The 26,690-nt window shown below is 46.2% G+C and carries 25 protein-coding genes and 1 pseudogene; 20 read left to right on the forward strand and 6 right to left on the reverse strand.

What is annotated here, in order from left to right; genetic code table 11:
* Window positions 1-778: HAD-IC family P-type ATPase (locus L693_RS0104140; protein WP_025716183.1), on the forward strand; the 778-nt coding region annotated here is incomplete at its 5' end.
* A gap of 30 nt (window positions 779-808) precedes the next feature.
* Window positions 809-1,543: a potassium-transporting ATPase subunit KdpC gene (kdpC, locus tag L693_RS0104145; RefSeq protein WP_155983763.1), complete on the forward strand. Its 735-nt coding sequence runs from the start codon at window positions 809-811 to the stop codon at window positions 1,541-1,543.
* 122 nt (window positions 1,544-1,665) lie between these two features.
* Here kdpC and L693_RS0104155 read toward each other — a convergent pair whose 3' ends face one another.
* From L693_RS0104155 to L693_RS0104165, 3 genes are all read right to left on the reverse strand, one after another.
* Entirely contained in the window at window positions 1,666-2,859 is a 1,194-nt protein-coding gene (locus L693_RS0104155) for an MFS transporter (RefSeq protein ID WP_025716184.1), read from the reverse strand.
* 13 nt (window positions 2,860-2,872) lie between these two features.
* Window positions 2,873-3,415: a PadR family transcriptional regulator gene (locus L693_RS0104160; protein WP_025716185.1), complete on the reverse strand. Its 543-nt coding sequence runs from the start codon at window positions 3,413-3,415 to the stop codon at window positions 2,873-2,875.
* A gap of 218 nt (window positions 3,416-3,633) precedes the next feature.
* Window positions 3,634-4,953 (reverse strand): Nramp family divalent metal transporter, encoded by a 1,320-nt coding sequence (locus tag L693_RS0104165; protein WP_025716186.1) that lies wholly within the window; start codon window positions 4,951-4,953, stop codon window positions 3,634-3,636.
* Window positions 4,954-5,202: 249 nt separating this feature from the next.
* On the opposite strand from L693_RS0104165, the gene L693_RS0104170 reads away from it, so the two are divergent.
* The gene (locus tag L693_RS0104170; protein WP_025716187.1) at window positions 5,203-5,529 is read left to right on the forward strand and encodes a hypothetical protein; all 327 of its coding nucleotides are present in this window, start codon (window positions 5,203-5,205) and stop codon (window positions 5,527-5,529) included.
* Window positions 5,530-5,659: 130 nt separating this feature from the next.
* Complete coding sequence (locus L693_RS0104175) at window positions 5,660-6,079, forward strand: thiol-disulfide oxidoreductase DCC family protein (RefSeq protein WP_025716188.1); 420 nt, start codon at window positions 5,660-5,662, stop codon at window positions 6,077-6,079.
* A gap of 12 nt (window positions 6,080-6,091) precedes the next feature.
* Here the strand turns inward: L693_RS0104175 and L693_RS0104180 are convergent, their stop codons facing one another.
* The gene (locus tag L693_RS0104180; RefSeq protein ID WP_025716189.1) at window positions 6,092-6,883 is read right to left on the reverse strand and encodes a DUF3153 domain-containing protein; all 792 of its coding nucleotides are present in this window, start codon (window positions 6,881-6,883) and stop codon (window positions 6,092-6,094) included.
* A 234-nt stretch (window positions 6,884-7,117) separates the two neighbouring features.
* On the opposite strand from L693_RS0104180, the gene L693_RS0104185 reads away from it, so the two are divergent.
* The 3 genes and pseudogenes from L693_RS0104185 to L693_RS0104200 all read left to right on the forward strand — a co-directional run bounded on the left by L693_RS0104185 (window position 7,118) and on the right by L693_RS0104200 (window position 11,327).
* Window positions 7,118-8,086: a metal ABC transporter solute-binding protein, Zn/Mn family gene (locus L693_RS0104185; protein WP_025716190.1), complete on the forward strand. Its 969-nt coding sequence runs from the start codon at window positions 7,118-7,120 to the stop codon at window positions 8,084-8,086.
* A gap of 110 nt (window positions 8,087-8,196) precedes the next feature.
* A pseudogene (locus tag L693_RS27650) lies at window positions 8,197-8,780 on the forward strand (metal ABC transporter permease); the annotation flags it as partial.
* Window positions 8,781-8,999: 219 nt separating this feature from the next.
* Window positions 9,000-11,327: a histidine kinase gene (locus L693_RS0104200; protein WP_025716193.1), complete on the forward strand. Its 2,328-nt coding sequence runs from the start codon at window positions 9,000-9,002 to the stop codon at window positions 11,325-11,327.
* 197 nt (window positions 11,328-11,524) lie between these two features.
* On the opposite strand, the gene L693_RS29775 is transcribed toward L693_RS0104200, so the two are convergent.
* Window positions 11,525-11,728, reverse strand: coding sequence for a hypothetical protein (locus tag L693_RS29775; RefSeq protein WP_155983764.1), 204 nt, complete (start codon window positions 11,726-11,728; stop codon window positions 11,525-11,527).
* Between the two features lie 132 nt (window positions 11,729-11,860).
* Between L693_RS29775 and L693_RS0104210 the strand changes: the two genes are divergently transcribed.
* From L693_RS0104210 to L693_RS0104265, 12 genes are all read left to right on the forward strand, one after another.
* Complete coding sequence (locus L693_RS0104210) at window positions 11,861-13,018, forward strand: AAA family ATPase (RefSeq protein WP_025716194.1); 1,158 nt, start codon at window positions 11,861-11,863, stop codon at window positions 13,016-13,018.
* A 23-nt stretch (window positions 13,019-13,041) separates the two neighbouring features.
* Window positions 13,042-14,295, forward strand: a complete 1,254-nt coding sequence (locus L693_RS0104215; protein ID WP_025716195.1) for a CpaF family protein — start codon at window positions 13,042-13,044, stop codon at window positions 14,293-14,295.
* Window positions 14,285-15,082: a type II secretion system F family protein gene (locus L693_RS0104220; RefSeq protein WP_025716196.1), complete on the forward strand. Its 798-nt coding sequence runs from the start codon at window positions 14,285-14,287 to the stop codon at window positions 15,080-15,082. The genes L693_RS0104215 and L693_RS0104220 overlap by 11 nt, the downstream gene beginning before the upstream one ends.
* A gap of 12 nt (window positions 15,083-15,094) precedes the next feature.
* The gene (locus L693_RS0104225) at window positions 15,095-15,973 is read left to right on the forward strand and encodes a type II secretion system F family protein (RefSeq protein ID WP_025716197.1); all 879 of its coding nucleotides are present in this window, start codon (window positions 15,095-15,097) and stop codon (window positions 15,971-15,973) included.
* Between the two features lie 13 nt (window positions 15,974-15,986).
* Window positions 15,987-16,178, forward strand: a complete 192-nt coding sequence (locus tag L693_RS0104230; RefSeq protein ID WP_025716198.1) for a Flp1 family type IVb pilin — start codon at window positions 15,987-15,989, stop codon at window positions 16,176-16,178.
* Window positions 16,178-16,846: a TadE family protein gene (locus tag L693_RS0104235; protein ID WP_025716199.1), complete on the forward strand. Its 669-nt coding sequence runs from the start codon at window positions 16,178-16,180 to the stop codon at window positions 16,844-16,846. The genes L693_RS0104230 and L693_RS0104235 overlap by 1 nt, the downstream gene beginning before the upstream one ends.
* A 32-nt stretch (window positions 16,847-16,878) precedes the next feature.
* Window positions 16,879-19,095 carry a hypothetical protein gene (locus tag L693_RS0104240; RefSeq protein ID WP_025716200.1) on the forward strand — a complete coding sequence of 739 codons (2,217 nt, stop codon included), beginning with the start codon at window positions 16,879-16,881 and terminating at the stop codon, window positions 19,093-19,095.
* Window positions 19,064-20,044 (forward strand): TadE/TadG family type IV pilus assembly protein, encoded by a 981-nt coding sequence (locus L693_RS0104245; protein ID WP_025716201.1) that lies wholly within the window; start codon window positions 19,064-19,066, stop codon window positions 20,042-20,044. The genes L693_RS0104240 and L693_RS0104245 overlap by 32 nt, the downstream gene beginning before the upstream one ends.
* 28 nt (window positions 20,045-20,072) lie before the next feature.
* Window positions 20,073-20,585, forward strand: coding sequence for an A24 family peptidase (locus L693_RS0104250; RefSeq protein ID WP_025716202.1), 513 nt, complete (start codon window positions 20,073-20,075; stop codon window positions 20,583-20,585).
* Window positions 20,586-20,649: 64 nt separating this feature from the next.
* Complete coding sequence (locus tag L693_RS0104255) at window positions 20,650-22,461, forward strand: DUF6382 domain-containing protein (RefSeq protein ID WP_025716203.1); 1,812 nt, start codon at window positions 20,650-20,652, stop codon at window positions 22,459-22,461.
* Between the two features lie 210 nt (window positions 22,462-22,671).
* A complete protein-coding gene (locus L693_RS0104260; protein WP_025716204.1) occupies window positions 22,672-23,877 on the forward strand; it encodes a WXG100 family type VII secretion target in 1,206 nt (401 codons plus the stop codon).
* A 14-nt stretch (window positions 23,878-23,891) separates the two neighbouring features.
* Window positions 23,892-24,242: a hypothetical protein gene (locus tag L693_RS0104265; protein WP_025716205.1), complete on the forward strand. Its 351-nt coding sequence runs from the start codon at window positions 23,892-23,894 to the stop codon at window positions 24,240-24,242.
* Between the two features lie 180 nt (window positions 24,243-24,422).
* On the opposite strand, the gene L693_RS0104270 is transcribed toward L693_RS0104265, so the two are convergent.
* A complete protein-coding gene (locus tag L693_RS0104270; RefSeq protein ID WP_025716206.1) occupies window positions 24,423-25,337 on the reverse strand; it encodes a TIGR01777 family oxidoreductase in 915 nt (304 codons plus the stop codon).
* A 206-nt stretch (window positions 25,338-25,543) separates the two neighbouring features.
* Between L693_RS0104270 and L693_RS0104275 the strand changes: the two genes are divergently transcribed.
* A complete protein-coding gene (locus L693_RS0104275; RefSeq protein WP_025716207.1) occupies window positions 25,544-26,671 on the forward strand; it encodes a deoxyribonuclease IV in 1,128 nt (375 codons plus the stop codon).
* The last annotated feature ends 19 nt before the right edge of the window (window positions 26,672-26,690 follow it).

Below are 26,690 nucleotides of genomic sequence, written 5' to 3' on the forward strand. Positions count from 1 at the left end.
GGTGGCCTCTGAAGGAGGAACGCCGCTGGCAGTCGCGCTGGACGGTCAGATATACGGGATTATTTATTTGAAGGACACGGTGAAGCCGGGTATGAAGGAGCGGTTCGATCAGCTCCGGGAAATGGGTATTCGTACGATTATGTGTACCGGGGATAATCCGCTGACCGCTGCTACTATTGCTCGTGAAGCAGGTGTGGACGATTTTGTAGCAGAAAGCAAGCCGGAGGATAAAATCGCGGTGATCCGCCGTGAGCAGGAGCAGGGCAAGCTGGTGGCTATGACCGGAGACGGCACAAATGATGCTCCTGCGCTGGCGCAGGCGGATGTCGGTCTTGCCATGAACAGCGGCACGGTCGCGGCCAAGGAAGCCGCCAATATGGTGGATCTGGATTCCGATCCGTCCAAAATTATTGAGGTGGTCGCTATCGGCAAGCAGCTGCTCATGACACGCGGCGCTCTGACAACGTTTAGTATCGCGAACGATGTTGCCAAATATTTTGCCATTATCCCGGCGATGTTCATGTTGGCCATTCCACAAATGGGCGCTTTGAACGTCATGGGGCTTGGCTCCCCGCTGTCTGCTATTTTGTCGGCGCTGGTCTTTAACGCGGTTATTATTCCGCTCCTGATTCCGCTGGCGATGAAGGGCGTAAAGTATAAGCCGATGAGCTCGGATCGTCTGCTCGGACGGAATTTGCTGATTTATGGTTTGGGCGGTATGGTGGTACCGTTTGTCGGCATTAAGGCCATTGATTTGCTGGTGCATTTATGGATTTAAAGCAGCCTGTAAAAGGATGCATTTCAGATAATGGAAGCGGAAAGGGTGAGCAACATGAGTGGGTTTTATCGGATGATGTCTGGTCGTAGATTTGCTGCACACGAAAAAGCCGGGTCTGCCGGACAAGGTGGCAGCAACCGTACAGAGACGGACGCTATGTCAGAGGGGCAGCCGGAGAGACAGGAGATGCGAGGAAGTACAATCGTTGGAGTCGCTTTGCGAACCTCGGTGCTGATGATCCTCTTGTGCGGCTTGGCATACCCGCTGGTCAGTACAGGAGTGGCACAGGTATTGTTTCCGCAGCAGGCGGGCGGCAGCATGCTACAGGATGCGGAGGGACGGATTGTTGGCTCTGAGCTGATCGGGCAATCCTTTGCCAATCCGGCCTTTTTCCAAGGTCGGGTGTCGAGCATTGGTTATAATGGGGCTGGTTCAGGCTCAAATAACTACGCACCGTCGAATCCGGCCTTGATACAGCGAGTCCAGGATTCCATTGCCGCTTGGCAGAAACAAAATCCAGATGTGCCGATTAGCCAGGTTCCGGTGGACTTGATTACGAACTCCGGTTCAGGCCTGGACCCGCACATCTCGCCACAGGCGGCACAGGTGCAAATTCCGCGCATTAGCCGCTTGACGGGAATCGCGCAGGATCAGCTGAAAGCACTGGTACAGGAGCAAACAGAAGGCCGTAGTGCCGGAGTGTTCGGAGAGCCGCGTGTGAACGTGCTCAAGCTGAACCTCGCGCTTGAAGCGCAAAGAAGGTAGAGCCTGTAAAGCCATAGATGGATCAAAAAAAGGTATTCCCGAGCGATAAGCTTGAGGGATACCTTTTTTATGGGATTGGGATGCTCTGGGATGGATAAAGCTGCAAGGAAGCGCTTCATTCCTTATGGGAGATATGAATTTTTGGCTTTCCTTAAGGCTGAAGCGAGTACGAACATGTATATAAATACAATAATGCCTATGATTAAATAAGATAACTTAATATTCATTAGATCTGTAAGAGTACTGCTCAAAATAGGGCCGATCATTAGGCCAATCGAGTATGCCGTGTTATAAAGTGCAAAAGTAATTCCATAAGAATGAATTCCACTTCGTTGAGAAATATCAGCAAGTTGGGGTAAGCAGGGAGCAAGAACCATGCCCATGCTAACCCCTAAAACAGCTAAAATAATAGCTTGAAACGATAATATTCCTGGAAGTGCAGTCAGAGGAAGAGTAATGGATACCATAAGTAGACCGAGGAGAATTCCATTTTTATAACCAATCTTACTGGAAAACTGTCCTATAAAAGGTGTTGCCAGGCCATAAGCAAGTGTGGGAATGGCAAATAATAATCCAATAAGTCCAGGGTTAGCGCTAAAATTGTGCTGTAGGTGTAACGGTAATGTTGGCTCAAGTACGCTTGGGATGGATGCGCCGATAATCACAACTCCAATAACCAAAAGCAAATCTTTATTTTTCATGAACGAGAAAGGGGAAATATACTTTTCATTTTTTGCTTCCGGAATATCATGCAGGAGTATTAACCGAAGTACAGCATCAATGACAGCCAGGGAGATGGCAAAGTAAAAAGGAAGCTGGTAACTTCCCCATTGATACAACCAACCGCCAATTGTCGGTCCGAGAAGGGTTCCGGCGGCTTGACCGGATAATGCCAAGCCCATAGCTTTGCCACGTTCTTCAGATGGATATTGATCAGCCAAGAGAGCGAGCCCTGCTGTCCAGGTCATTGCGGCGGCGATTCCCTGAAGAGCACGTGCCAGTACAAGCAGCCAGAGGGTGTGGGCTATGGCGAACATTAAAGTGGAGGCTATGAGTCCAATTAACCCCCATAATAAAGGTGTCTTTCTCCCAATCCGATCCGTTAATAAGCCAAAAACAGGTGTAGCTATAAATAATGCGATTGCATAACTGCTGAATAAAAAACCGATTTCGGTTTGAGTTGCTCCCAAAGAATCTGCGTACCTTGGCAAAATGGGGACGACTAATCCATAGATTAACATATCAATGAATACAGCTAATCCAACAACAATTAGAGCAGCTTTTTGCTTATTCTGTGCTCCTTTACTCCGTTTCATGATTACATCCTCCTCATAAATTTCTTCTGATTTCCTCTTTAATTTGTTTTACAAATTTTAATTGAAGCTCGCATTGATCATAAATATTTCTGAAAATTAACATGACGTTTACGGGGATATCCATAAGTTCAGCTTTTTGTTCTTGCCCTAGTTTCATTTCTTTATAGATTTTTTCGATGGCCTGCTGCTGAAAACTTAAAGCTTCTTCAATTTCATGGAGCCCAGCCTCATCCATAAAAGTTAAAGCTGTGTACAGTGCTGTTGGAAACACAACAGAAGATTCTTTAAATGATTCGATTAAAAGCCGACTAAACTCACTTTTTCCAGCCTCCGTGATAGCATATATGGCTTTGGACCGGTTCCCTGTCTGTTCTAACGTTTCTAACTGTACAATTCCTTCCGAATCCATTTTTTTTAAGGCATGGTATATAGAAGCTGGTTGCACATAAGCCCATTTATCCGTTTGAGCGGATTGCATCTTTTGTTGTATCTCATATCCGGACATTGCTCCGTATTGTAATAAAAGCCCAAGAACCATTACACGTGTCGTACTCAAAATGATATCTCCTCTACATAGTTTGATAATAAACATTTAATACTAAACATTTAGTATTGTGGTTTTACTGTATCATTACAAACTAAGGAAGTAAAGAATTTTGCATGAATGTACAGATATACGATTGGGAAAAGAAAAGAGATATCCTTACACCTTTTATGGCGTTTTGGATATCTCCTTTTTTGGGTGTAGCCTAGGCGTCTGCAAATGATTATTGTTCAACCTGAAATCGTCTGAATAATGAGTATCACATTCAAGACGATAATGACAGCGGTCACGATCCAGGTCAGTACTTTTTGCCACGTTTTGTTCGCGAATTCACCCATGATCTTTTTGTCACTCGTAAAGAGCAACAGTGGGATGATGGCAAAAGGCAGCTGGATGGACAGAATAACCTGACTCAGTACAAGCAGTTCTTCTGCCCCCTTTTCACCGGCGATAGCAGTGACAATTACCGCTGGAATGATAGCGATGAGTCGGGTTATCAGACGACGCAGCCAAGGGGAAAGGCGGAGGTTGAGAAAGCCCTCCATAACGATTTGTCCGGCTAACGTACCTGTTACAGTCGAATTTTGGCCGGAGGCGAGCAATGCGATCCCAAATAGGATGCTTGCAAGTGTGGTTCCGAGCAAAGGCGACAGCAGATAGTAGGCATCGCTAATTTCAGCTACATCCGTTCTTCCGGCAGTATGGAACACCGCTGCTGCCACGATCAAAATGGCGGCATTAATAAAGAGAGCAAACATAAGCGCAATACTGGAATCCCAAGTTGCAAATTTAATAGCTTCCCGTTTACCTGCTGAAGATTGCTCAAATTTGCGAGTTTGTACAATGGATGAATGCAGATAAAGATTGTGGGGCATTACGGTAGCACCCATAATACCGATAGCAATATACAGCATGCTAGGGTTGGTCAAAATTTGTGAATCTGGCACAAATCCGCCTAACACGCCGCCCCATGATGGCTGTGCCAAAATGAGATTGATGCCAAAGCACCCGGCAATTGTCGCCATTAGTACAATGACCAATGTTTCCAAAGCCCGAAAACCTTTGTTTTGTAGCAATAAAATGAGCATGACATCAAATGCGGTAATGATAACGCCATACAGTAGCGGTAGACCAAACAGCAGCTTCAATGCAATGGCTGAACCGATAACCTCAGCCAAATCCATGGCTGCAATGGCAATTTCGCACAAAAGCCATAAGCCGATTGCGACGGGACGACTATAGGTATCACGGCACATTTGTGCCAAATCTTTACCTGTGGCAATGCCAAGCTTGCCAGATAAGGCTTGCAGCAGAATAGCGATCAGGTTGGAGACCAGAATAACACTCAGCAGCGTGTAGCCGAATTTTGATCCGCCTGCAATGTCTGTAGCCCAATTGCCGGGATCCATATAGCCGACAGCGACCATATAGCCGGGTCCGGCAAAGGCGAGAAACTTCCGAAACCAGGTACCGTCTTTAGGGACGCTCAAGGAACGATTCACTTCCGACAGTGAAGCGATTTCCACCACGTTACCCTTCATATTTTTCATACGCTTCACCTTCTTTATTCATATTGAATTATAGTATTAGAGACATAACGATTACGTTATCCCTATTGTACACCTACAATAGTTTTTGTCCAGTGCAACTTTTGTGTGACCAAGCAAGTTAATCCTATTTTTTATGATTCATTGTGTGTGGTTCGTTTAAAGTACATACGGAAAGGAAATCATGTATTAACATGACGGTAGATCCCCGACCATTTGACATCAACGCCAAAATTCATTAAGATGGCTTAGGTGATTCTGGTCACCAGGTACGAAACAAATTTGAAAAATACGGGTGATACGATGTCTTACAGACCGAATATTGTTAATTTCACGCTGGCTGGCAGCAACGAAAAAGAAGGGCTTTATGAGTTTAAAATGAGTTTGGCCGATGGTACAGAGTGCCGCGTTTTTTCTCAACGTAATCCGGAGTGGACTTTGACGAATATTAGTCGACTGCTAACGACACCTTGCCCGGTATGCCATAAGGATTTTATCTGCAAGTGTATGGATCAGTTTCATGAAGAGCTTTTAGCGCAAATTCATGCCAAACAATTGTTCGAGAAAGCATTGAGCTAGTTCCCGAACAAGTAAAAGTCGATACCTTTCTAAACAAGCGTCGGATGATTTCGACGTTTTTTTGTTTATGAATTTTTGTTTTACGCATAAAGGCATGCAAGCTGTTGATTTCCTTGGAGGTGAAAGCATGATGAAGCAGTCTGATCGTTTGGAGCATTCCATTGTGTTGGTGGATGGTGTATGCCATTTTTGTCAGGGGGCAGCCCGCTTTATTATCAAGCGTGACCCTGAGGGGATATTCCATTTTGGTTCCCTTCAATCCGAGGAAGGACAAAGGCTTTTACGTGCAGGAGGACTATCTACAGATCAGCTGGATACGTTTGTATTGATTGAAGACGGTATGTATTATACAAGGTCAACTGCGGCTCTGCGGATTGCCAGACGTCTTCGATTCCCATACCCGCTGGCCTATGCTTTCATTCTATTTCCCCGCTTTATGCGTGATGCTGTCTATAACTGGATAGCACGTAACCGATACCGCTGGTTTGGCAAGGATGAAGAGGATCAATGCCAGATCCCCCCACCAGAGATTCGGAAACGATTTTTTTAGCGATGTCAGGGTTTAAGATTCAGAGGGGTCAGCTTTCCTTTTGGAGCGATGACCACGAATCAGCCATATCACAATCACCACAATCAGTATCAAGCCCGCAATAGCTACATATACGATATGTCGTAGATTCGGGACATTGATGGATAATTTCAACTCATTGGATTCCAATGGGGCAATGTCCCAACGCAGTGTTTTTCCGTCCTTCGATACACTGTCCGCATTGCTGGCAGCAGGTCGGATTGGCAAGGACAGGCTAAAGTTAAGATCAAGCTGCCGCTCCAGTAATTTACGCGCGAACACATTCATTTGCTGTAATTTGTCACTCAATCCCCTGGCTTCTTCAGGAAGCATTCGTGGCAGATCAAGCTTCATCGTAAGATCATAATTTGTTGTGAAAAAATGTTGGGTCACAGCGCGTTTTACTTCTAATCCCTCGGGCAGATTGAATTCCTGATTGGGATTTTTTTCGTTTGTGGCCCAATCTCCTTCATAATGCCCCTTGATTTGATATCCCTTTCTTCCCTGTTCAGCTAGCGGCTGAACATCCACATTATTGCTTTGAATACGCTTGGCTAATTGATCCAGCAGTCCGGGATTGTCCAACATCATCAGTGTCTGATTGTTCACACTGAACGATGCATCCATATCTATACTCCGATCAAGATGAACATCGACATGGATATCCCCCCGAGCACACGATGTAAGGGTAGCCAGACAGCACAGCAGCACAAAAATGTGCAGCATTGGCCGAATCCGATGTTGCTGACGTTTGTCCTGATATGGGCTGCGTCCTGTTTGCTTCATGATATGCACCTTCTTTATATACGTTCTTTATTTTAACGATTGGATGTCTTCTATATATTACACATTCAGAGAGCCAAAATCGAACGATCAGGCAAAAGGAATAAGATTTATATTCTAAAAATGTTTCCCTAGGTAAAAATTTTAGTTTATACTCCAAAATATAGTCCTTGTGAAAAATAATTGTCTTATGGAAATAGTTTGTCCCAATACAATATTCGAAGGAGGTTTTAAAGCATGAACAAGCAGTCTAAGAAAACTTTGCCGCGATGGGTAACGACGGTTGGAGTATTGTCACTGGTTTTGGTTCTTGCCAGTGCATGTAGTCAGGAGCAGAAGGAACAGGGAACGACAAGAGAGGCAGGACAAAAAATAAAGGCTACGACGACCATCGGCATGATTTCGGATATTGTGGGCAAGGTTGGCGGTGATCATGTGGAGGTTACAGGCATTATGAAATCAGGCGTTGACCCGCATTTGTACAAGGCTTCTCAGGGAGATATGCGCAAGCTGGATCAGGCCGACATTATTTTTTATAACGGGTTGCATTTGGAAGGAAAAATGCAGGACATTCTGGAGAAAATCGGCAAGCAAAAACACGTCATACCTGTCTCCAAAAACATCACCCAGGATCAGCTGCGTACAGGCAGCCCGGAAATGGGGTCTGAGCATGATCCGCATATCTGGTTTAACGTACAAAACTGGATGTCTGCGGTAGAAACCGTCAGAGATGAATTGTCGGCGCTTGATGCTGCGCATGCAGAGGATTATAAGGCTAACGCAGAAACCTATCTAGCTGAGCTGCGGAAGCTGGATGATTACACAAGGGAGCAGATTGCGAGCATACCGGAAGCCCAGCGCGTGCTAGTCACGGCACATGATGCCTTCGGCTATTTTGGAGATGCTTACGACATTCAGGTTAAGGGACTTCAAGGCATGAGTACAGAGTCTGAAGCAGGCTCTCAGGATGTGACCAAGCTGCGAGACTATCTGGTGGAGCATAAAATCAAAGCCTTATTTGTAGAAACCAGCGTGCCAAGAAAGGCCATAGATGCGGTTATTCAGGGAGTCGCTCAGCAAGGCCATACGATAAGGATTGGTGGCGAGCTATATTCGGATGCCATGGGCAAAGAAGGCACGGAAGAAGGCACGTACATCGGAATGGTGAGGCATAACGTCAATACGATGGATAAAGCCCTTAAATAAAGGAGGCAAAACATATGGGGCATTCACCGCTTGTCGTTCGTGATTTATCTGTAGCTTATCAAAAAAAGCCTGTTCTGTTCGATGTTTCCTTTGAGGTGCCGGAAGGCAAGCTGATCAGCGTGTTTGCTTCTAATGTTCATCTAGATATGGATCACGTGCTGTATGGGGAGATTGCATATGTGCCGTGGAATACGCTAGAAATTGCTGGTGTCGATGTAGGTCCGAGGGCTGTATGGACTACAGGTATGATGTTTTTAATCAATATGCTCGCGGTATGGGGCTTTTTCAAGCAATTTAAGATCACATCCTTTGATCCCGCATTAGCAGCTTCACTGGGCATTCCGGTTGTTTTTTTCATTATCTGCTGATGAGTCTCGTATCGCTTACGACCGTGGCGTCATTTGAGAGCGTGGGGGCAATTCTGGTGGTTGGAATGCTTGTGGTACCGCCACTTACGGCTTATCTGCTCACGGAGAAATTGTCCCATATGATTGTGTACAGCGTCGGATTTGGGGCTATCAGTTCGGTGGCAGGCTTCTACACGGCAAGTATGCTGGATGCCTCTATTGCAGCATGTATGCTGTGTGTATCGGGTGGGCTGCTGCTTATAGCTTTTCTCTTTTCTCCATCCCATGGTGTGGTGTGGCAAAAATGGCTTCAGCAGCGAGGGATGGTTGGCGAAGAACGCCATTAATTCGCAGGAAGCGACCACCTACAGGTTTACCAAAAAAGCGTGCAAACGGGCAGGAAATGCCTGAATTCACGCTTTTTTGCGTGTATACTGCCTTGTGTGGCTTTTTTCGGGGAAAGCCAGGATGCTCATCTTGAATTGTCTGGAACACCGGAGTACATTCATTACAACCAGACAAGAACGGACGCAAATGAGCTGTCGCGTGGCGGGGAGGAACAAAGGATGGAGAGCTTCAAACGCAAATCACCCGAGGAAATACTGGATTCGATTAACAAACTGCATCGGGGCAGACTCAAAATTTACATCGGTGCAGTCAGTGGTTCGGGCAAAACGTATCATATGCTCCAGGAAGGACAATCGCTTCAGCATGAAGGCATTGATGTGGTGATTTGTGCGGTCTCGACCATGCAGCGGCGTGAAACCGTGGAGCAAATCGGCACGCTGGAGCGAGTGCCTAGTATTCATTGGATGCAGGATGGTGTGGAGCAAAAAGATTTGAATCTGGAAGCTTTGGTGGAACGCAATCCCGAGGTGGTACTGGTGGATCATTTGGCACATCGCAACCGGGAAGATGCCCGATTTCCAACCCGGCTGGAGGATATTCAATATTTGCTGGAGCTGGGGATTAGCGTCATTACGACGGTCAATGTCTATGAACTCGAAGGGATAACGGAGTGGGTTTATCAGCTGACAGGGATTGAAGTGGCATCCACGGTTCCAGTCGATACACTGGAGCTGGCGGATGAAATCCGTCTGATTGATGTCACACCGGAGACCATTTTGGAACGGCTGGCGAAAGGATACATGCATACGCCCAATCCTGAAATGTTCCATCGGGGAAATCTCGGTAAGCTGCGCGAGCTGGCTCTGCGATTAGTGGCAGAGGATGTGAACGATTCGCTGGAACGGCACCGGGAGGAATTAGGATTGCACGGGGCGTCAGGAGCCGCAGAGCGTATTTTGGTGCCTGTTCAGTATCATTGGAACGGGTCCATTTATGTTCGCAGAGGAGAGCAGGTCGCCAAGCGGTTGGGTGGAGATATGCTGGTGGTTTCTTTTGTCAGCCCGAAGCACAAGCTGTCCAGGGAATCAGCAGCCTTCAAGCGCTCAATTGTGCAGTTGGCTGACAAGATAGGATCGACATTTGAAGAAGTCCCGCTTTTTTCCCGCAGAAGGTTGCCTCGTCAGCTTATCCATTATGCGGTAGCGCATAATGTCACCCGGATTGTCATGGGACATTCTCGGCAGACCCGATGGCAGGAGTTGGTTAGAGGGTCGCTGGTGAACGGAATTTTTAAACGGATGAAAAACATGGACCTGCTGTTAATTGCGGATCGAGCCGAGCAGGAGGGTGAACGGATTTTGCCAACGATGAGACAGGAGGAAGGAGATAATGAACCATATCATCGCTTGAGCGATGAGGAAGCACAGGCTGAGGCAGCCAAAATTCGGCGCGGCAAGCTCAAGGTATACATTGGCGCTGCTCCAGGGGTCGGTAAAACATATACGATGCTGAGAGAAGGCAATGATTTGCTGGAGAGTGGAATTGATGTTGTAATCGGATTGCTGGAAACGCATGGAAGAGCAGAAACACTGGCACAAGTGGGTTCTCTGGATATGATTCCCCGTCAGCCCGTCGAGCGTCATGGGGTGCATTTGGAAGAAATGGACACAGAGGCCATTCTTAGGCGCAATCCTGAAGTGGTGCTTATTGATGAGCTGGCACATACCAACGTTCCTGGCAGTCCGAGATCCAAGCGCTATGAGGATGTACTGACTATTTTAGATCAAGGTATTTCTGTCATATCCACAATGAATGTACAGCACCTGGAGAGCTTGAATGACGCGGTAGAACAAATTACCGGCATTCGAGTGAGAGAGACTGTCCCTGATCATATGATGCGTTTGGCCAATGAGGTACAACTTGTTGATGTGGCTCCAAAATCGTTGCAGCAGCGGATGCGTGATGGCAAAATATACGATCCCGCCAAGGTGGAACAGGCGCTTAGCCATTTTTTTAAATTAGGTAACCTGATTGCGTTGCGTGAGCTGGCTTTACGGGAATTGGCAGATGATGTGGATGAACGGCTGGAATCGTGGGATCGTCACGGATCGCTTCGGGGACCGTGGCGTAGGGAGGAAGTGATTTTCGTAGGCGTCACGATAAGCGAAAATGCTGAAAGGCTGATTCGCCGTGGTTTTCGTATCGCTTTTCGGTTGAAGGCCGTGTGGATTGTGACTTATGTTCATGTCGGTGAGAGTATACCCGAGGGGTTGAACCCTCGACTGGAACAATTAAAGATGTTGACCAACCGATTGGGAGGAAGCTTTGAAATCCGGCTTGTTTCCAGCCGACGGGAGATTGCCGACATTTTAATTGCTCCGGTAGAAGGATATACAGGTACGCAGCTCATCGTGGGCCAGTCTTCCCGAAGTAAGTGTTGGGGAAAGGTTACGGTCGTTCCGAGAATTCTTCGTCAAGCGCGTCATATGGATGTTCTAATCGTGGCGGACTATGAACCGAATATCAAGCTCGAGGAAGATGAGTGAATTACCCAATTCATACGTAAATAGTCATATGCTGGTTTCCGGTTGTTCCGTGCTTCCATAGTATATTCTATCTCAAAGAAATGGAGGCGAATTAAAAATGTTTAAACATCATCGGCATCATTGTCATTTCCCTAAGCCAAGAAAACGCGTTACTAAGAAAATCATTAAGGTGACGGTCATTAAGTTTAAACCTAGAGTCAAACATCATCGGTTTCATGAAGACTTTTTTGTGAAAAAATGTCACCATCATCGGAAACATCGTCATCATCGCCATCATGACTGTCATCGTCATCACCACAAATTCTGGTAAGATAAAGGTAGTGGGAGGCGGGGATTGTATCCCCGCCTTTTGCACCTAAAAAGAATTTGAAGTCGTATTTGCATAAAAAATACTTGCTCAAAAATAAGTGCTATGCTATTCTACCAGTAAATAGATAGCACGTGACGGAAGCACCGTTCACCAACCGTATGTATTTACGGCTTGATGAACGGTGCTTTTTTGCGTTGTTGTGTTGAGGAAAGGGGGTAGCGTCATGATTCCGGTGAAAGTGGTATTGGCTGTAGATGGCCGGGAATATATTGAGCCGTTGCTGAATTATGTACATGGGAGCGAGTACGCCAGAAGGCTGAGGATAACGGCATTTTCGCAGCCGGAAGCATTTTGTCAATACATGCTGGAAACGAATGGAATGAAAAGACCGGATGTCGTGGTGGGTGAAGCGGCTTTTTTGAGTCTGTGGACAGATCGGAAAGCTGCCAATATTCCTTGCTTGGTATTACATGAGGGAGAAGAAGTGAGCGAATATGGACAACCGTTATTGAAATACCAGCCTTTATCCGAGCTGGTAGGTTCTATTTTGGAAATGGCAAGACAGCAATCAAACAGTCGACAAAGTGTAAACAGCCGCGAAGGCGGAACCATTATCGGCATGGTGGCGGCTTCCGGCGGGATGGGAAAGACAACAGCTGCGCTCAATATGTCCAAGCAGCTGGGGAATGAGGGGTATTCCGTATTTTATTTGAATCTGGAAACGGTGGACTCAAGCTCGTTGTTCACGGGTTCAGGCAGTTCTAACAGCACAGAAGGAGGAGGGCTGTCCAGGCTGCTATATGACCTCAAGGCGACGGAGAGTGATGGCATTCCCTCTTCCGTAGCTTCCTATTGTGTACATCGCCCTGAAATTCAGGCCGATACTTTTCTGCCTGTCTATAATCGCATGGAGCTAATAGATATGACCTGTGATGAAGCGGTACAGCTGATCCGGACGATTGCTGAATGCGGACAGTATGATGTAGTAATCGTAGATGGCGAATCTGAGGACGGTGACCGCGCTCAAGCGATGCTTGAGGTCAGTCATAAGCTGATCTGGCTGCTGGCTGACGATTTAATGAGCATGCATAAGTGTGGCCTATGGCTGGATTTTCTGGAGCTAACACAGCCCGAAGGGCTTGAAGCTATGCTGTCCAAAACGAGCTTTGTGGTGAACCGTTATATGGGAACTATGATCAATTCACTACCTCGAGACTTTATGGAGCTACATGGAGCGCTGCCGTATATTCCTTCATGGAAACAGATGCAGCATCGTGAATTATTGCTTAGTTCACCGATTTATCAGCGGGAAATCCGTCATCTGTGTCGCGAGCTGCTGAATGTGGAGAGTGCGGCACAGTTGCCCGCTGCTTGGTCTTAAAAGGGGGTGAAGGGCTGATGAGCATAAATGAGGAGCGATTTAAGGCGCTGCGAGCAGATATCCGAGGTGGGCTGGATGTGACGTCTTCGGTAGACGATACGGATTTGATCCGACATATTGAAAATCGAATTTTACACGATGCAGAGCTGGCGGGCTTAACTTCCCGTGAAAAGCATGCACTTGTACGTAAAGTTTTTAATTCGTTCCGTGGGTTGGATGTGCTTCAGCCATTGATCGACGACCCGACAGTTACGGAAATTATGATTAACAGTCACCGGGAAATATTTGTGGAGCGGGGAGGTGAGGTCATCCAGGTGACCGATCAATTTGAGTCCCGAGAGCGACTGGAGGATATGATCCAGACGATTGTAGCGGGGGTAAATCGAATTGTAAATGAGGCTTCGCCGATTGTGGATGCTCGTCTAAAGGATGGGTCACGCGTCAATATTGTACTGCCGCCAGTGGCCCTCAAGGGGCCAACGATGACAATACGGAAGTTTCCCGAACGTCCCATGACGATGGAGGACTTGATACGAATAGGCGCGCTGGATGAGGAAGCTGCCGCAATGCTCAAGGACCTGGTACGTAGCAAATACAATATTTTTATAAGCGGAGGAACGGGTTCCGGTAAAACAACCTTTTTGAATGCATTATCCCAGTTTATCCCACCGTCCGAACGGATTATAACGATTGAAGATTCGGCAGAGCTGCAAATCGTGACTGTCCCTAACCTCGTTTCCATGGAGACACGGAACGCGAATACCGAGGGCAAGGGGGAGATCACCATTCGTGATCTGATTCGCTCCTCCTTGCGTATGCGACCTAACCGGATTGTAGTGGGTGAGGTCAGGGGAAGTGAGGCGTTGGATATGCTGCAAGCGATGAACACAGGACACGATGGATCGTTGTCAACTGGCCACGCGAATAATATCCGTGATATGGTCAGTCGGCTGGAAACGATGGTGCTCGGCGGGGCCGATCTTCCACTTGGTGTAGTCCGGCAGCAGATTAGCTCGGCCATTGATATATTCGTCCATCTGTCACGGCTGCGTGACAAATCCAGACGGATACTCGAAATTAGCGAAGTCATCGGTTTTGAAAATGGTGAGGTGACGCTTAATCCGCTCTATCGCTTTCAAGAACACGGAGAAAGTAAAGGAAGAATTATAGGGGAGCTGAAACGTTGTGGTGAAGGTTTGCACCATACGTTAAAGCTGCAAATGGCCGGGATCAAGCCGGAAAGCTGGCATAGGGGGAAGCAGCGGTATGAAGATTGAAAAGGCGGCAGGGAAGCCGGAGCAAGCATCCCGTCAGGTCCCTTCTCTGCCTGACTATACGGTATATACATTAACGACAATACAAAAAAGTATGTGCATTCTCTTTAGTGGCGTGCTATTCGCAATGATTGGCTATCTATTTTATCACCAATGGATATTATCGTTACTGTGTGCTGTCGGAGCTCTGGCGACGCCCCGTTATTTCAGGCAATTTTTGCTGCAACGACGCAGGTCTGCTCTAAGCATCCAATTCAAGCAGGCTTTATATTCCCTCTCGTCTTCTCTTTCGGCGGGGAGGTCGGTAGAGAATGGTTTTCGTGAGGCTGTGGAGGATTTGCGTTTGCTCAGTCCGGATGGAGATCATGATCTGATTTTTGAATTTAACATTATTACAGCCTGTCTCGAAATTGGACAGCCCGTGGAGGTTGCCTTGCAGGATTTGGCCCGTCGGGCCCAAATGGAGGATATTACGAATTTTGCAGATGTATTTGCGGCTTGTAAACGAACCGGAGGTGATCTGGTGGAGGTCGTACGACGAGCTTCAAGTGTCATTGGGGAGAAGCTGGAAATTCAACAAGAAATCGGTGTGATGATTGCGCAAAAGCGTTTTGAATCGAGAGTTATGTTTGCTGCTCCTTTTTTATTTGTACTGTTTATGACAATGACCGCAGGAGATTACATGATGCCTTTATATAGTGGTACGGGTATGATTTTGTCCACCATTTGTCTGTTGGTGCTTGGTGGCTGTCTTGTGTGGATCAATCACATTATGAAGATTGAAGTGTAAGGAGAGATAAACATGGTGATGTTGGTTTGTCTGGTCACGCTGGTTCTGCAAGTGGGAGGTTGGGTGGTGCTGAACCGGATGTATGCTGCTCAGTATGCACATTTTCGCCATATGAAGCTGGAAGGAATACGGCTGCAAAGACTTTCAGTTCCTTTTGTACACATGATTCATGTTTTGCGTGCTACTCATAGGCTGCCTGTGCTGATGTTCAAGCTCCAGCGTTCGGTGCAAAAGCTGTATGGTATGCGAAACAGCGGAGAAAAAACGATACTTTTCCTGACAGAAATGCTCGGTTACGGATATATGATGGTCGCTGGTGGAGCTTTAATATCACTGATGATGGGTGGGGATACAACCGGACTGGTGCTTGGTATGGGACTCGGTGTTCTAATTCCAGTCGCACTGGCCAAGGATTTGCACGGAAAAGTACAGAAGCGGGATCAGCAAATTCTATTGGAATTACCTGAGCTGCTGAGTAAAATGATGCTTTTGGTTGGTGCAGGCGAGACGGTGCAACGGGCGTTGTTCCATTGTGTGGAGCGCAAAGGGGCAGATACGGTACATCCGTTGTATCGGGAATTGCGCCAGACCGTGGGGGAATGGGAAAGTGGTTATTCCTTTCAACAGGCATTTGAGCATTTAAGCAAACGCTGCGGTATTCAGGAAGTGACGGTATTTACGACAACGGTTTTGCTGAATATGAGACGTGGCGGGAGCGATTTCGTGATGGCGTTACGTGAGTTGTCCCAGACGTTGTGGGGCAAACGGACGTCGATTAGTCGGACAAGAGGGGAGCAGGCTTCATCTAAGCTCGTATTCCCAATGGCGCTGATTTTGCTCACGGTTATCGTGCTTGTGGGTGCTCCCGCTTTAATGATGATGAATATGTAGGGGGAATGAAACGATGTTGACATTAGTAACAGGCGGTATCCGTAAATTGTACAAAGAGGAAGAAGGTCTGGGTACGTTGGAAATGATTCTGATCATTGCGATTCTGATTGCAGTGGCAATTATTTTCAAGGATCAGATTAAGAAGATTGTGGAAGGCTTGCTGAAAAAGGCAGATAAAAAGAGTAACGATTTTATGGACTCATAATGCTGCGCATATTGGCACAAAAAGAGGACGGGAGCTTCTCATTAGAAGCGTCCCTCGTCTTTCCCATTCTGTTGTTGATCATTTTTGTGATGTTATTTTTCTGCCTGTACATATATCAAAAATCTATACTGGTGCAGGTCGCTTCAACCGCTTCGGAGAGAGCTGCTTACAGTTGGGATAACAGCTTCAGGGAGCCGCGTACAGGGGCTTTTGCACAAGGACAACGGGATTCGCTTTATTGGCGTTTGAGGGATGATGTCATGCTGGGCGCCTTGTTTGGCTGGGGCGGAGCTAATGATTTGGAAAGTGTACAGGTACCTGACGGCAGTGAGGGAGGCTCATTGCCTGCTCAGAAGCTGTCCAATGCCGAAAGCAGAATGCCTGCGGGGATGCAGGGACAGATGACATATGAGAACAATCTGATTCACCGCAAGGTGACAACGGAGCTGAATAAGGTCGTGAAAGTGCCGTTGTTGAATCAGTTTCTGGACCAGACGGACCTACAAGGGAAAATGAGCTCGGGTGTGGTTGAGCCTGTGGAATGGATTCGTACGGTGGAAATGGTCAGATATTACGGTGCGAAGTTTATGGGCAGAGGCTCAGGCGAAAAGGTAGATCCGGCAGGTGTCGGACAAGTGTTGATGCAATATGGCCAGAACGGTAAGTAAGGAACGGGGATGGACTGGAAAGGAGGAAGCGGGTGTTTGGAAAGGGACGAAATACAAAGGATAGCGAGTCAGGTGCTGTCACGGTCTTCTTGATTTTAATTTTGGCGGTCATGTTTGGTTTTATTGCTGTCTTTATTGATTATGCGAGAATTGCAGCCCTGCATGTGCAAACCGAACGTCTGGCTCATGCGGCGGTTCGTTCAGTGATGTCTGCTTATGATCCGGTATTGCAACAGGAGTACGGTTTGTTTGCTTATGGTGAAGGCGGCGGAGAACAAATTATGGTCAAAGTGCTGAATGACAGCGCTAAGCGTACAGCACGTGCGCAAACGCTGCCGCTTATGAATACGAAGCTGGATTCGAGTTCTCTGCAGATGGAAAGGGAGCTTGGTAAATATTCCATATTTAATGAGCAGATTCGTGAAGAGATGAAGTATAAAGCGCCTGTCGATTTTACGTTGGAAGTGCTCGAAAAGCTGAAGCCGCTCTCTCAAAATATGAAGGAGGCTTCTCATACCGTTGATTTACTGAAACGGCTGCAAAAGCTGTATGACCAACGCGAGGCCAAGCTGGATGACATGCTGGCGAAGCAACGTGAGGCTGGGGCTCGTATGGAAGAGATTCGCAAACGGATTATTAAGCAGCAGGGCGCATATATACCCAATCAGTATATTTGGGACCCACTCGAGGTTGTAGCCGATATTGCTGCACAATACAAGCATTACGTGCATGTATATGAGGATAATAAGAAAAGCGTGGATGATGTTAAAATCATGCAGATGGAGAAATATTCAAGAAGAGCGAGATCAGCGCTTGACCGACTTCGTCAGGCTAAGGTTCAGGCTGAAGAAGAGCATGATAAGTTGCTTCTGGAAGCCAAGGAGCCGTTAAATGAGGCTCAGCAGATTAATGAAGAGATGCGCAAAGTCATTGCGCAGTATAAACAAAGAGCAGCCAATGCAGGCTACGATGAGGTTTCTGCTGCACCTACTCCAAGCGGAGGAGGCTCCAATGCTGATCCCTTAGTAGGAAGCGCCCGGCAAAAGGTTGGGGATCTATTGATTCCCGATAAGGAATTTGAGCAATGGGAAGCAGAAATCGAAAAGCAACGTGCTTCTATTAATACAGCTAACAACAGACTGACAGGAATGATGCGTACGTTATCCTTTTATACAGACCCATTTCTGAATGCAGATATGCTCAAGCAAGAAGTTGTCTCAGCGCTCAAGGAGATGGACAAGTACTTGAGTGCGTATGTCTGGTCGGGAGCCGCCAATGTACTCGATAGTGAAGCCAGAATGATGGACACGCGACGCGGACCTGACAAAGAACGCAAGAAAATGGAAAAAGAGGCGAAAAACAAGCTTAACCAAGCGTATCGCATCATTGAGGTTCTTTCCAAAGGTAAACAAAGTGCAGAACAGTTCCAAAAGCTGGAGCGGTATTACGATGAAAGTATTGCATTTAATCAGTCTACGTCCGGTTCATCTGTAACCGCTGATTTATCCTATGACACCTATGATGCGGCAGGGGCCTCCATGGATAGTATGGACGGTCTATATAGGGCTGCATCCGGCTTGCTGACTCAACTGGGGGATGAATTTTACCAGAACGAATATGCGCTTTCTTACTATCATCATGTGGATTTTAGCCGATTTGGCAGTTTGGCTGGATCAGGTGCAAATGTGGGTAAGGCAGCACAGATTTTGGGTGATCAGCTGGAGGTGAATAATCAGGAGGTTGAGTACATCCTGTACGGGTTCCATAATCCAACGGGTAATCTGGCATCCGCTTATGGTGAAATTTTCGCAATGAGACTTGCCATACGTACGATGGAGGGACTGGTCAAAAATAGCTCAAAGGGAAATCCGTTGGTCGTTTTGGCGGCAGCTTTGTTATATGGGGTGGAAAAGGCGATTGAAGATATGATTATGCTGGCGCAAAAGGGGTATGTGCCTTTGTCTGATTTTCTGAAGTTTCGAATGACGTACAAGGATCATTTGCGGTTGTTTCTGATGCTTCATAGCAATAATGAACGCAAGATGTCCCGTATGCTTGCTCTGATCCGCCTAAATACAGATGTCAATCCTGCTGAGCGGCAAACGTATGCAAAGGGTGAGGTCAAGAGCGGGATGCGGCTGTGGTTTTTACCTGGGGTAATGAAGATGCTCGGAACTGCCTCAAAGGAAGGCGAGAGCATTAAGGGAAGTGTGTACTATGTTACAAAAACAGCGCATTTTTCCTATTAATCGGTATCTACAGCGGGTTCGTGGACAGAAACGGTGTGAACAAGGAAGTATTGTTTTAGAAGCGTCACTGGTGTTGCCATTGTTCCTGTTCTTTATTGTTTTTCTCATTTATATGGTTCAGATGACGCTGGTATCCACGGCCTTGCAGACCACTGCTTCAGAAGCGGTTAAGCAGGTTTCCGCTAAAATCTATCCGGTATCTCTGGCGATAGATGCGGCGTCCGCCAAGATGGATACAGCCCGTGAGCCGCTGGATGAATTACCCAAATTATCTGTGAGTGAATATGCAAGCCAATTTGCTGCGCAACTGCCATCTCCGATTGGCGATTGGGTAGAAGGCGCTGTACAGGCCGGTCGAAAGCCCCTGGATGAGTTGCGGGGGCGCTTGACGGAAGCAGCACTCGATCCTGTTCTAAAGCCGATGCTAAAGCCTTTTATGAAGGAGAGTATTCTTGAGTATGACCGTATTCATGTAACGAGTGTGCATGTGCCTTCTCTTACCGAAACCAAAGACCCTTATTTTAGAGTAGAGCTGTCCTATGAACTACCGATGAAGGTCCCATTTTTGTATCGCAGCATAGTGCTTCAGGCGGCAGCAGAGGAACGCCTTTGGATCGGCGACACAGGAGAGGGAACAGGTACAGGAGATGCTGCAGGTGATAAGGATACACAATATGCCATACAGTTGCTGGTCAAGCCAGAGCCTGCCGTGAAGGGTGTGTACAATTTGATCAGGGCCAAGATTGAACCCGGAACGACTGCTAATCTGTCTGTGCTTTATAAGTCGGGTCAAAGCACGGCCCAGCATTTGGGCTGGACCTCAGCTAATGACGAGGGAATTATTGAATGGAATTGGTTTGTGGGAACAAACACGACACCTGGTCAATGGAGCTTTGTGATTGAAACGGAGGATGGACAACGTATCGAGGTTCCATTTTCCGTAGAGTAGACAATAGATGGGGAGGGGGAAGGTGGCATTGACTTGGATGTATATTGTATGTGGAGTTTTACTGGTGATTGCGCTGGTCACCGATTTACGGAGTATGAAAATTCCTAATAAGCTTACGCTGCCCGGCATGGTCGCAGGTTTGCTGATTAATACGCTGTTAGGAAGCTGGCATGGTTTTTTATTTGCTGCTGCTGGACTTGGGACAGGATTTGGCCTCATGCTGATTTTGTATTGGATAGGAGCAGTAGGTGCAGGAGATGTAAAGCTATTTGGCCTAATCGGTGCCTGGACAGGTGCTGCTTTTGCGTGGCAATCGGCTCTATATTCAATTTTTTTTGCAGGCATTATTGGTGTGGGCATCCTGCTATGGCGGAGGGAAGCCATCATGAGACTGCGGCGCGTTGCTTTTAATTTGGGAGGATTTTTCCTGTTTCGCAGCGGCAAGGCGTTGATCAGTGGGAGAGAAGCTCATCTCAGGTTTCCATTTATGACCGCAGTCATTCCGGGAGCGATCAGTGCTTATCTTTACTTTTTGCCATGACATGCCCGCCTGGATGGATCATGCTGCCTTATAGGGAGCGGGAAAATGCTAAGGAGGTCATGAATTGTTTGGTTTAAGCAGGGATTTTGTCCGGAACAGCGGGACATTTATGGTTTTAAATAAGGAAGGCGGACTCAAGACTGATGATTTAAATTCCGTGCAAACCGGAATGATGACTGGTAATCGGATTCCTGGTCTTCTGGAACTAAGAATAAAGGAAGTCGATTTTCAGGTTGAGTTGCATTACGATATTTCAGGTCAACGCATGCTTTCTCAGGTATGGAAGGGCGGAGGCGTTTTGGCTTCTGAGTTTTATCGGATTCTTTTTGAAGTGGTAGATGCTCTTCATCGCAGCCCGCAATATATGCTAGATATAAGGCAGTTTATTTTGCATGAGGATTATATTTTTATAGACGGTTCTGGTTCAAGAAAAGCTGTCAGTTTAACCTATGTTCCTTTACAAAGTGTATTGTATGAAGGACAAGCAGGCAGTCAATTTAAGCAGATGGTTATTCGTTTGATGACTCGTGTGGCTCACTTTCAGGGAGAAAATATGCAACGCATACTTGAGCTATGTGATAGAAATGAGTTTGAATTGCGGTCGTTAAAGGAGTTGCTTTTGCAGGGGATGAAGGCTAGTTCAGAGAGCTTTAGTGCTCAAGATGAGGGGATAGAGGAATTTCATAATAGAAATGCCAATTTTCCAAATGAGCCACAAGGAAAGCGTGATGAACTGTCCTCATTGCACCATCATTCAGAACGTGGAGGAGTGTACGGACAAGAGAAGCGGGAGACTTTGCAGGAAATTCAGGAGCTTAAACGGATTAATCGGCTCAAGCATTCTGTGAAGCCAGAGGAGAGTACAGAGGTAAACGCCGAAATGGAAGAGGTGGAGCCTGCATTGCATAAATATAAAACGTACATTGCTCTCGGGTGTTTGCTCGCTTCGGCCATCGTGTGGCGTTACATTTATCTGGATCATTCTGAGATCGTGCCGTTGATCATTTCCGTTGTGCTGACTGTGGTACTTGCTGTGGTCGCTTATATAAGCTGGACGGGAAAATGGGGGCGCAAGGGCGCTTCGCCTCATATCTACACTGATTCAGTACCTGTATTGGAGTCGGAATGGTTAGGAGCTGCTACGCCGGCTCAGCAGAGGAATGACCGCTATCAGGTGGATAAGCTGACCGGATTTATAGCGGGTCGTCAGAATAAGGATAAGCGCTCTTCCAATCCAAGTGATCAAGAACAGGAAAGCTGGCGATGGTCTTTTTCTGACCCGGAGTCTGAGAGAACAGGAAGCCGAGTTGCTGAGGATAGTGGGATGGCTTCTGCACGTTATGACTTACACGAATCACCTAGGAATGGCACAGTTCAGGCAAATGAATTGGAAGCCAGTGAAACCAGCGAGGCTTATTATAAGTCTCTGTCTGGTGTAACGGAGCTACTAAATACAGCATCCAGGCAAGAAACGGTGCTGCTTCGTGCAAACCAAGAGACACATATTCTACACGTTCAACAATCACCGATTGCCTGTCTGGAGCGCAAAGCACCAGGAAGTGGAGCGACCGAGTGCATTCGGTTGCAGCCAGATCAGTTCGTTGCAGGCAGCTTCTTCATCGGAAGAGATCCGCAATTGGTTCAGTTTGTAGACAATACAGAGGGGGCATCCCGTTCTCACATTGAGCTTTGTATGGATGCAAAAGGAGAAGGTCACATCGTCAAGGATTTGTCCTCGACAAACGGAACTGTTTTGAACGGAGAGCCGATGGTGCCTTACAAGAAGTACGTTATGAAGGATGGAGACACTTTTAAAATTGCCGGAGTGTCTTACACTTATCGGCAGGACTCTGCTAAATCCTTCGATGCTTCCTAAGGTGAAGGGTAATATATTTATGTATAGAAGAAAAAGAAGCCCATTTAAAGTATTGGGCTTCTTTGATGTTTATTTGCCGACACTCAGAGCTGAGCCTTTTGATACAGGTATAAAGAAACACTCTTTCTTTTAACAATTAGGAATTGAGACGATTTTCCATAAATTCGAATAATGCTATCATGTCATAACGAACTTGAACCGAGGTAAATTATGACAACCATTAAAGTAACTCCTGAACAACTTATATCCGTCTCCAAGCAATTTGACTTTGCACAGAAAACAGCGATTCAGATGAATAGTCAATTGATACAGCAAATTTCTTTTATGCAGCAATCATGGGATGGTATAACCAAAGAGCAATTCTACTACCGTTTCCAAACATCTCAGAAGAATATGACTGGCTTTGTTACTCTGACGGATTCCATTGCTAGGGAGTTGCGTCATCATGCAGAAAAATTCAGATTAGCGGATCTAATAGAAGCAGGGAGTATAGACTCTAGCTGTTTACCACCTCCACCGAATGCTTGTGCAGTTCCTGCTCCAGATACACGGAATGCTTTGGAAAAATCGGCAGATAGTTTGGTAGAGCTTGGTGAGGATTTTATGGCTGCTGCGGAGGACAGATACGAAAAACGCTATGACTCCGTAGGAGGATTTTTAGACTATTGGACATTTGGTATTCCGAAAGGTCTGTATCAAGGATATGCGGAGCGAGCATCCAAGCAGTTTGATTCAGCAAATGATTTTTTTAACTTCTGGACTTTTGGTATACATGGAATGATCAGAGAAGCTATATTCCCTACAAATGCTTGGTCAAAGGAACATTGGGCCAATATGATTAGTACAGCTGCACTATTTGGAGGAGTTAGCTCAGTAATTAAGCCTAAAGTTGGTTTGGGATCGTCAATAAAATATGAGGTGAAATCTGGGACTATTATTGAAGCTGAAGGGACTTCAAAACGTTTATCTGATAATATGTTAGGTAAAAATGATGCTGACCCATTTAGGGATATTTATGGTCCGGGAAGACTTTCTCACCCAGAAGAGTGGAGTAACATTATTAAAAACACACAAGAAGCGGGTGTTGAAGTTAGGATTTTGGATAGAGATATTATGGCGTATGCTCCCAAAGGATCAGGGAAGCCTGGTCAACTGAATATATATGAGGATGCTTCAATTAGTGCATTGCGACATGAGTATCAACATTTCCTTGATGATAAGGCTAAAGGATTTCCAAGTTTGGATGTAACATATGAATTCAAAAATAGAATTATCATGGAGCTTAGGGCTTATATGGTGGAGATAAAAGAAGCAGAGAGGATTGGAAATAAGGAGCTTGCAGAACATCTCTGGGGCAATTACAGAAATGAACGGCAGTATCTTTTAGAGAATTTTGGACCAGTTAAACTAGATTGAATGGAGAGTGTATAATGAATCTACTCACTTTATCAAAAGAAATACGAGAGGGAAAGATAAGTGACGATAAATTAGTGGAGTGTCTGGATATTCATCATAACCAGGTTATGATGAATGCTATGAGTCAGATAGCAAAAAAGAAGCTCTGCAACGAAAAAATTATCGAAAAATTGAAGTATATTAGCCAGTTCAGAGATCCGGAAGTAAACAAGCTATTTGGTATTGATACTCTTGGACACTACAGTATTGCAGTACTTCGAGTATTGAACACCTCTGAATCTATAAAACAATATGATCTTTTAATGGCTGAACTAGATGATTTTGATAAGGAAATAGTTGAGAGGATAGCTGAAGGGATAAGTTAAGAGGCGTTGCAAGAAGTTCGTCCTAGTGTTTGTACAGGAATCAGAACACATTCAAGAAATAAAGAAGGGTTCCATGGTTCGTATTAATTAAATTAAATTTTTTTGTATGAAAATAGATCATGTCTAAAAAAGGAACTCCGAGCTGATGAGATGCCGCCACATAGAGTTCCTCTTTTAATTTTAGCGCTGCTTTGGAGGAGAGTGGAGTTCCTCCAGCGCTTCCTTCAGTAAAGGATAGTTGAACTTAAATCCGTGCTCCACCGCTTTGCGCGGGAGTACTTTTTGCCCGTCCAATACAAGGGTGCTCATCTCACCGACAAGCTTTTGAACGAGAAAGCCGGGAACGGCAAACCAGTGTGGACGGTGATACACTTGAGCCACGGTTCTGCCAAACTGGTCGTTTGTCAACGGGTGTGGTGACGAAGCATTTACTGCCCCGACGATCTCTGTCGTATGGATACAGTACGTGATCAGACGAACGATATCCTCAATATGAATCCAGCTCATCCATTGATTACCGCTGCCTATTTTGCCGCCGAATCCGAATTTGTAGGGCAATCTCATAAGTGGAAACGCCCCCTTTTTTCTGTCCAGCACGAGGCTGATGCGTAGCTTAATTAAACGGGAATCGGATGGATAGGCGCCCGCGGCCTCTTCCCATTGCTCGACCACCTGAGAAAGAAAATCTTTCGAACGACGCGGGCTAGTCTCATCGAACGTTTCGGTCAAGGAAGTACCGTATGCGGCAACAGCCGATGCCTGAATGATGACTTCCGGTTTTCTTTGCAGAGTATTCAGTGCCTGAGCCAGCCAGGCAACCGACAACAGTCGTGATTGAAGAATTCTTTGTTTGGACTTGTCCGTCCAGCGTTGATTCAGCGTTTCGCCTGCCAAATTAACGACCGCATCTGTGCCTTCCAGTAATTCAGGTCTTTGTTTCAATTCGTTCCAGCTCATGTATTGCAAGCGGGGGCTCGATTCGTGACCTTCTAGCGGCTTACGTGTAATGACCTTCACAGTGTATCCGTCGCCCAGCAGGCTTTTGACCAGCGCATTCCCTACCAACCCAGTACCTCCGCATACGATGATGTTCATGGAGCAAGCTCTCCTTCCGATTCGCAAAAATATATATGTTATAGAATATAACCCTTTTTAAGAAAAAAAACGTTTCCTAATGAAAGACATTCGATAGGGCTGTCATAAAAGCCATGTTGTTTGATTTCAATAATCACGTTAAAATGATTAAATTAAATTAAGACAAGCATAACAGGATAATAAGGATAAGGGGATGAATCAGGATCATGCTGAAAATTGGTTCTCATGTGTCCTTCTCGGACAAGGGTCTGCTCAGTGCTACAAAAGAAGCGTCTTCTTACGGGTCCAGCTCGTTTATGATATATACGGGGGCACCGCAAAATACGCGTCGTAAGCCGATGGAATCTATGTATTTGGAAGAGGGCAAGCAGTTAATGACCGAAAAAGGGATGGAGGATATCGTGGTGCATGCCCCGTATATCATTAATCTCGGTTCCTATAAAGAAAATACCTATGAGCTGGCGGTTAGCTTTCTTCAGGAGGAAATTCGTCGCACACACGCGATTGGTGTGAAAAATATTGTGCTGCATCCGGGTGCTTTTACCGATAAGGATGCAGAGTACGGAATTGGGCGTATTGCGGATGGCCTGAACGAGGTACTGAACGGTGTTAAGGAGACAGATGTTAATATTGCACTTGAAACGATGGCGGGTAAAGGGACCGAAATGGGACGCAGCTTCGAGGAAATTGCCTCCATTATAGATAAAGTGGAGCACAACGAGCGTCTTACGGTTTGTATGGACACCTGCCATATTCATGATGCGGGCTATGATATCGTGAACGATCTGGATGGTGTTTTGCAGCAATTTGACCGTATTGTTGGCTTGAATCGCATTGCAGTGGTTCACATCAATGACAGTAAAAATCCAGTCGGCGCTCGTAAAGACCGCCACACTCCGATTGGATCGGGCTGGATTGGCTATCAGACCATTCATAATGTGGTACATCATGAGGCACTTCAAGGACGTCCATTTATTTTGGAAACGCCGTGGATCGGAAAGGAAGCCAAAACGCAGCGCCCGATGTATGAGGTTGAAATTGCTTTGCTTCGCGGAAATGTAAAGGAGCGCTTTGGAGATGAATTTTTGGGTCAGGTCGAGCAATTGCATTCGTTTTTCAAAAAGCAGGATGTGGATGTACGAAAATTTGTGCTGGACACCTGGACTCTGCTGAAAAATGATGCCAAAGCGAGAAAAGCCGATCCACGTGAGCCGCTGGAGCGTCTGTATGACATGATCACGGAGGCAGCCCTGTTTCCAGAGCTGAGCGAAGAACATATTAATCAACGGCTGATTGCCTGGTTTGCCGGCAGTCATTTGCCAGTGACAGTATAAGCCAAGGGGGATTAGTAGC

Source organism: Paenibacillus sp. 1-18 (genome assembly GCF_000520755.1).
In the GTDB taxonomy this organism is placed as follows: Bacteria; Bacillota; Bacilli; order Paenibacillales; family Paenibacillaceae; genus Paenibacillus; species Paenibacillus brasilensis.

Excerpts from the sequence above, each read along its gene's own strand:
- kdpC (WP_155983763.1), top strand. The coding sequence starts at position 809 with ATGGAAGCGGAAAGGGTGAGCAACATGAGTGGGTTTTATCGGATGATG.
- L693_RS0104155 (WP_025716184.1), bottom strand. The coding sequence starts at position 2,859 with ATGAAACGGAGTAAAGGAGCACAGAATAAGCAAAAAGCTGCTCTAATT.
- L693_RS0104165 (WP_025716186.1), bottom strand. The coding sequence starts at position 4,953 with ATGAAAAATATGAAGGGTAACGTGGTGGAAATCGCTTCACTGTCGGAA.
- L693_RS0104175 (WP_025716188.1), top strand. The coding sequence starts at position 5,660 with ATGAAGCAGTCTGATCGTTTGGAGCATTCCATTGTGTTGGTGGATGGT.
- L693_RS0104180 (WP_025716189.1), bottom strand. The coding sequence starts at position 6,883 with ATGAAGCAAACAGGACGCAGCCCATATCAGGACAAACGTCAGCAACAT.
- L693_RS0104185 (WP_025716190.1), top strand. The coding sequence starts at position 7,118 with ATGAACAAGCAGTCTAAGAAAACTTTGCCGCGATGGGTAACGACGGTT.
- L693_RS0104200 (WP_025716193.1), top strand. The coding sequence starts at position 9,000 with ATGGAGAGCTTCAAACGCAAATCACCCGAGGAAATACTGGATTCGATT.
- L693_RS0104210 (WP_025716194.1), top strand. The coding sequence starts at position 11,861 with ATGATTCCGGTGAAAGTGGTATTGGCTGTAGATGGCCGGGAATATATT.
- L693_RS0104220 (WP_025716196.1), top strand. The coding sequence starts at position 14,285 with ATGAAGATTGAAAAGGCGGCAGGGAAGCCGGAGCAAGCATCCCGTCAG.
- L693_RS0104225 (WP_025716197.1), top strand. The coding sequence starts at position 15,095 with ATGGTGATGTTGGTTTGTCTGGTCACGCTGGTTCTGCAAGTGGGAGGT.
- L693_RS0104230 (WP_025716198.1), top strand. The coding sequence starts at position 15,987 with ATGTTGACATTAGTAACAGGCGGTATCCGTAAATTGTACAAAGAGGAA.
- L693_RS0104235 (WP_025716199.1), top strand. The coding sequence starts at position 16,178 with ATGCTGCGCATATTGGCACAAAAAGAGGACGGGAGCTTCTCATTAGAA.
- L693_RS0104245 (WP_025716201.1), top strand. The coding sequence starts at position 19,064 with ATGTTACAAAAACAGCGCATTTTTCCTATTAATCGGTATCTACAGCGG.
- L693_RS0104260 (WP_025716204.1), top strand. The coding sequence starts at position 22,672 with ATGACAACCATTAAAGTAACTCCTGAACAACTTATATCCGTCTCCAAG.
- L693_RS0104265 (WP_025716205.1), top strand. The coding sequence starts at position 23,892 with ATGAATCTACTCACTTTATCAAAAGAAATACGAGAGGGAAAGATAAGT.
- L693_RS0104270 (WP_025716206.1), bottom strand. The coding sequence starts at position 25,337 with ATGAACATCATCGTATGCGGAGGTACTGGGTTGGTAGGGAATGCGCTG.
- L693_RS0104275 (WP_025716207.1), top strand. The coding sequence starts at position 25,544 with ATGCTGAAAATTGGTTCTCATGTGTCCTTCTCGGACAAGGGTCTGCTC.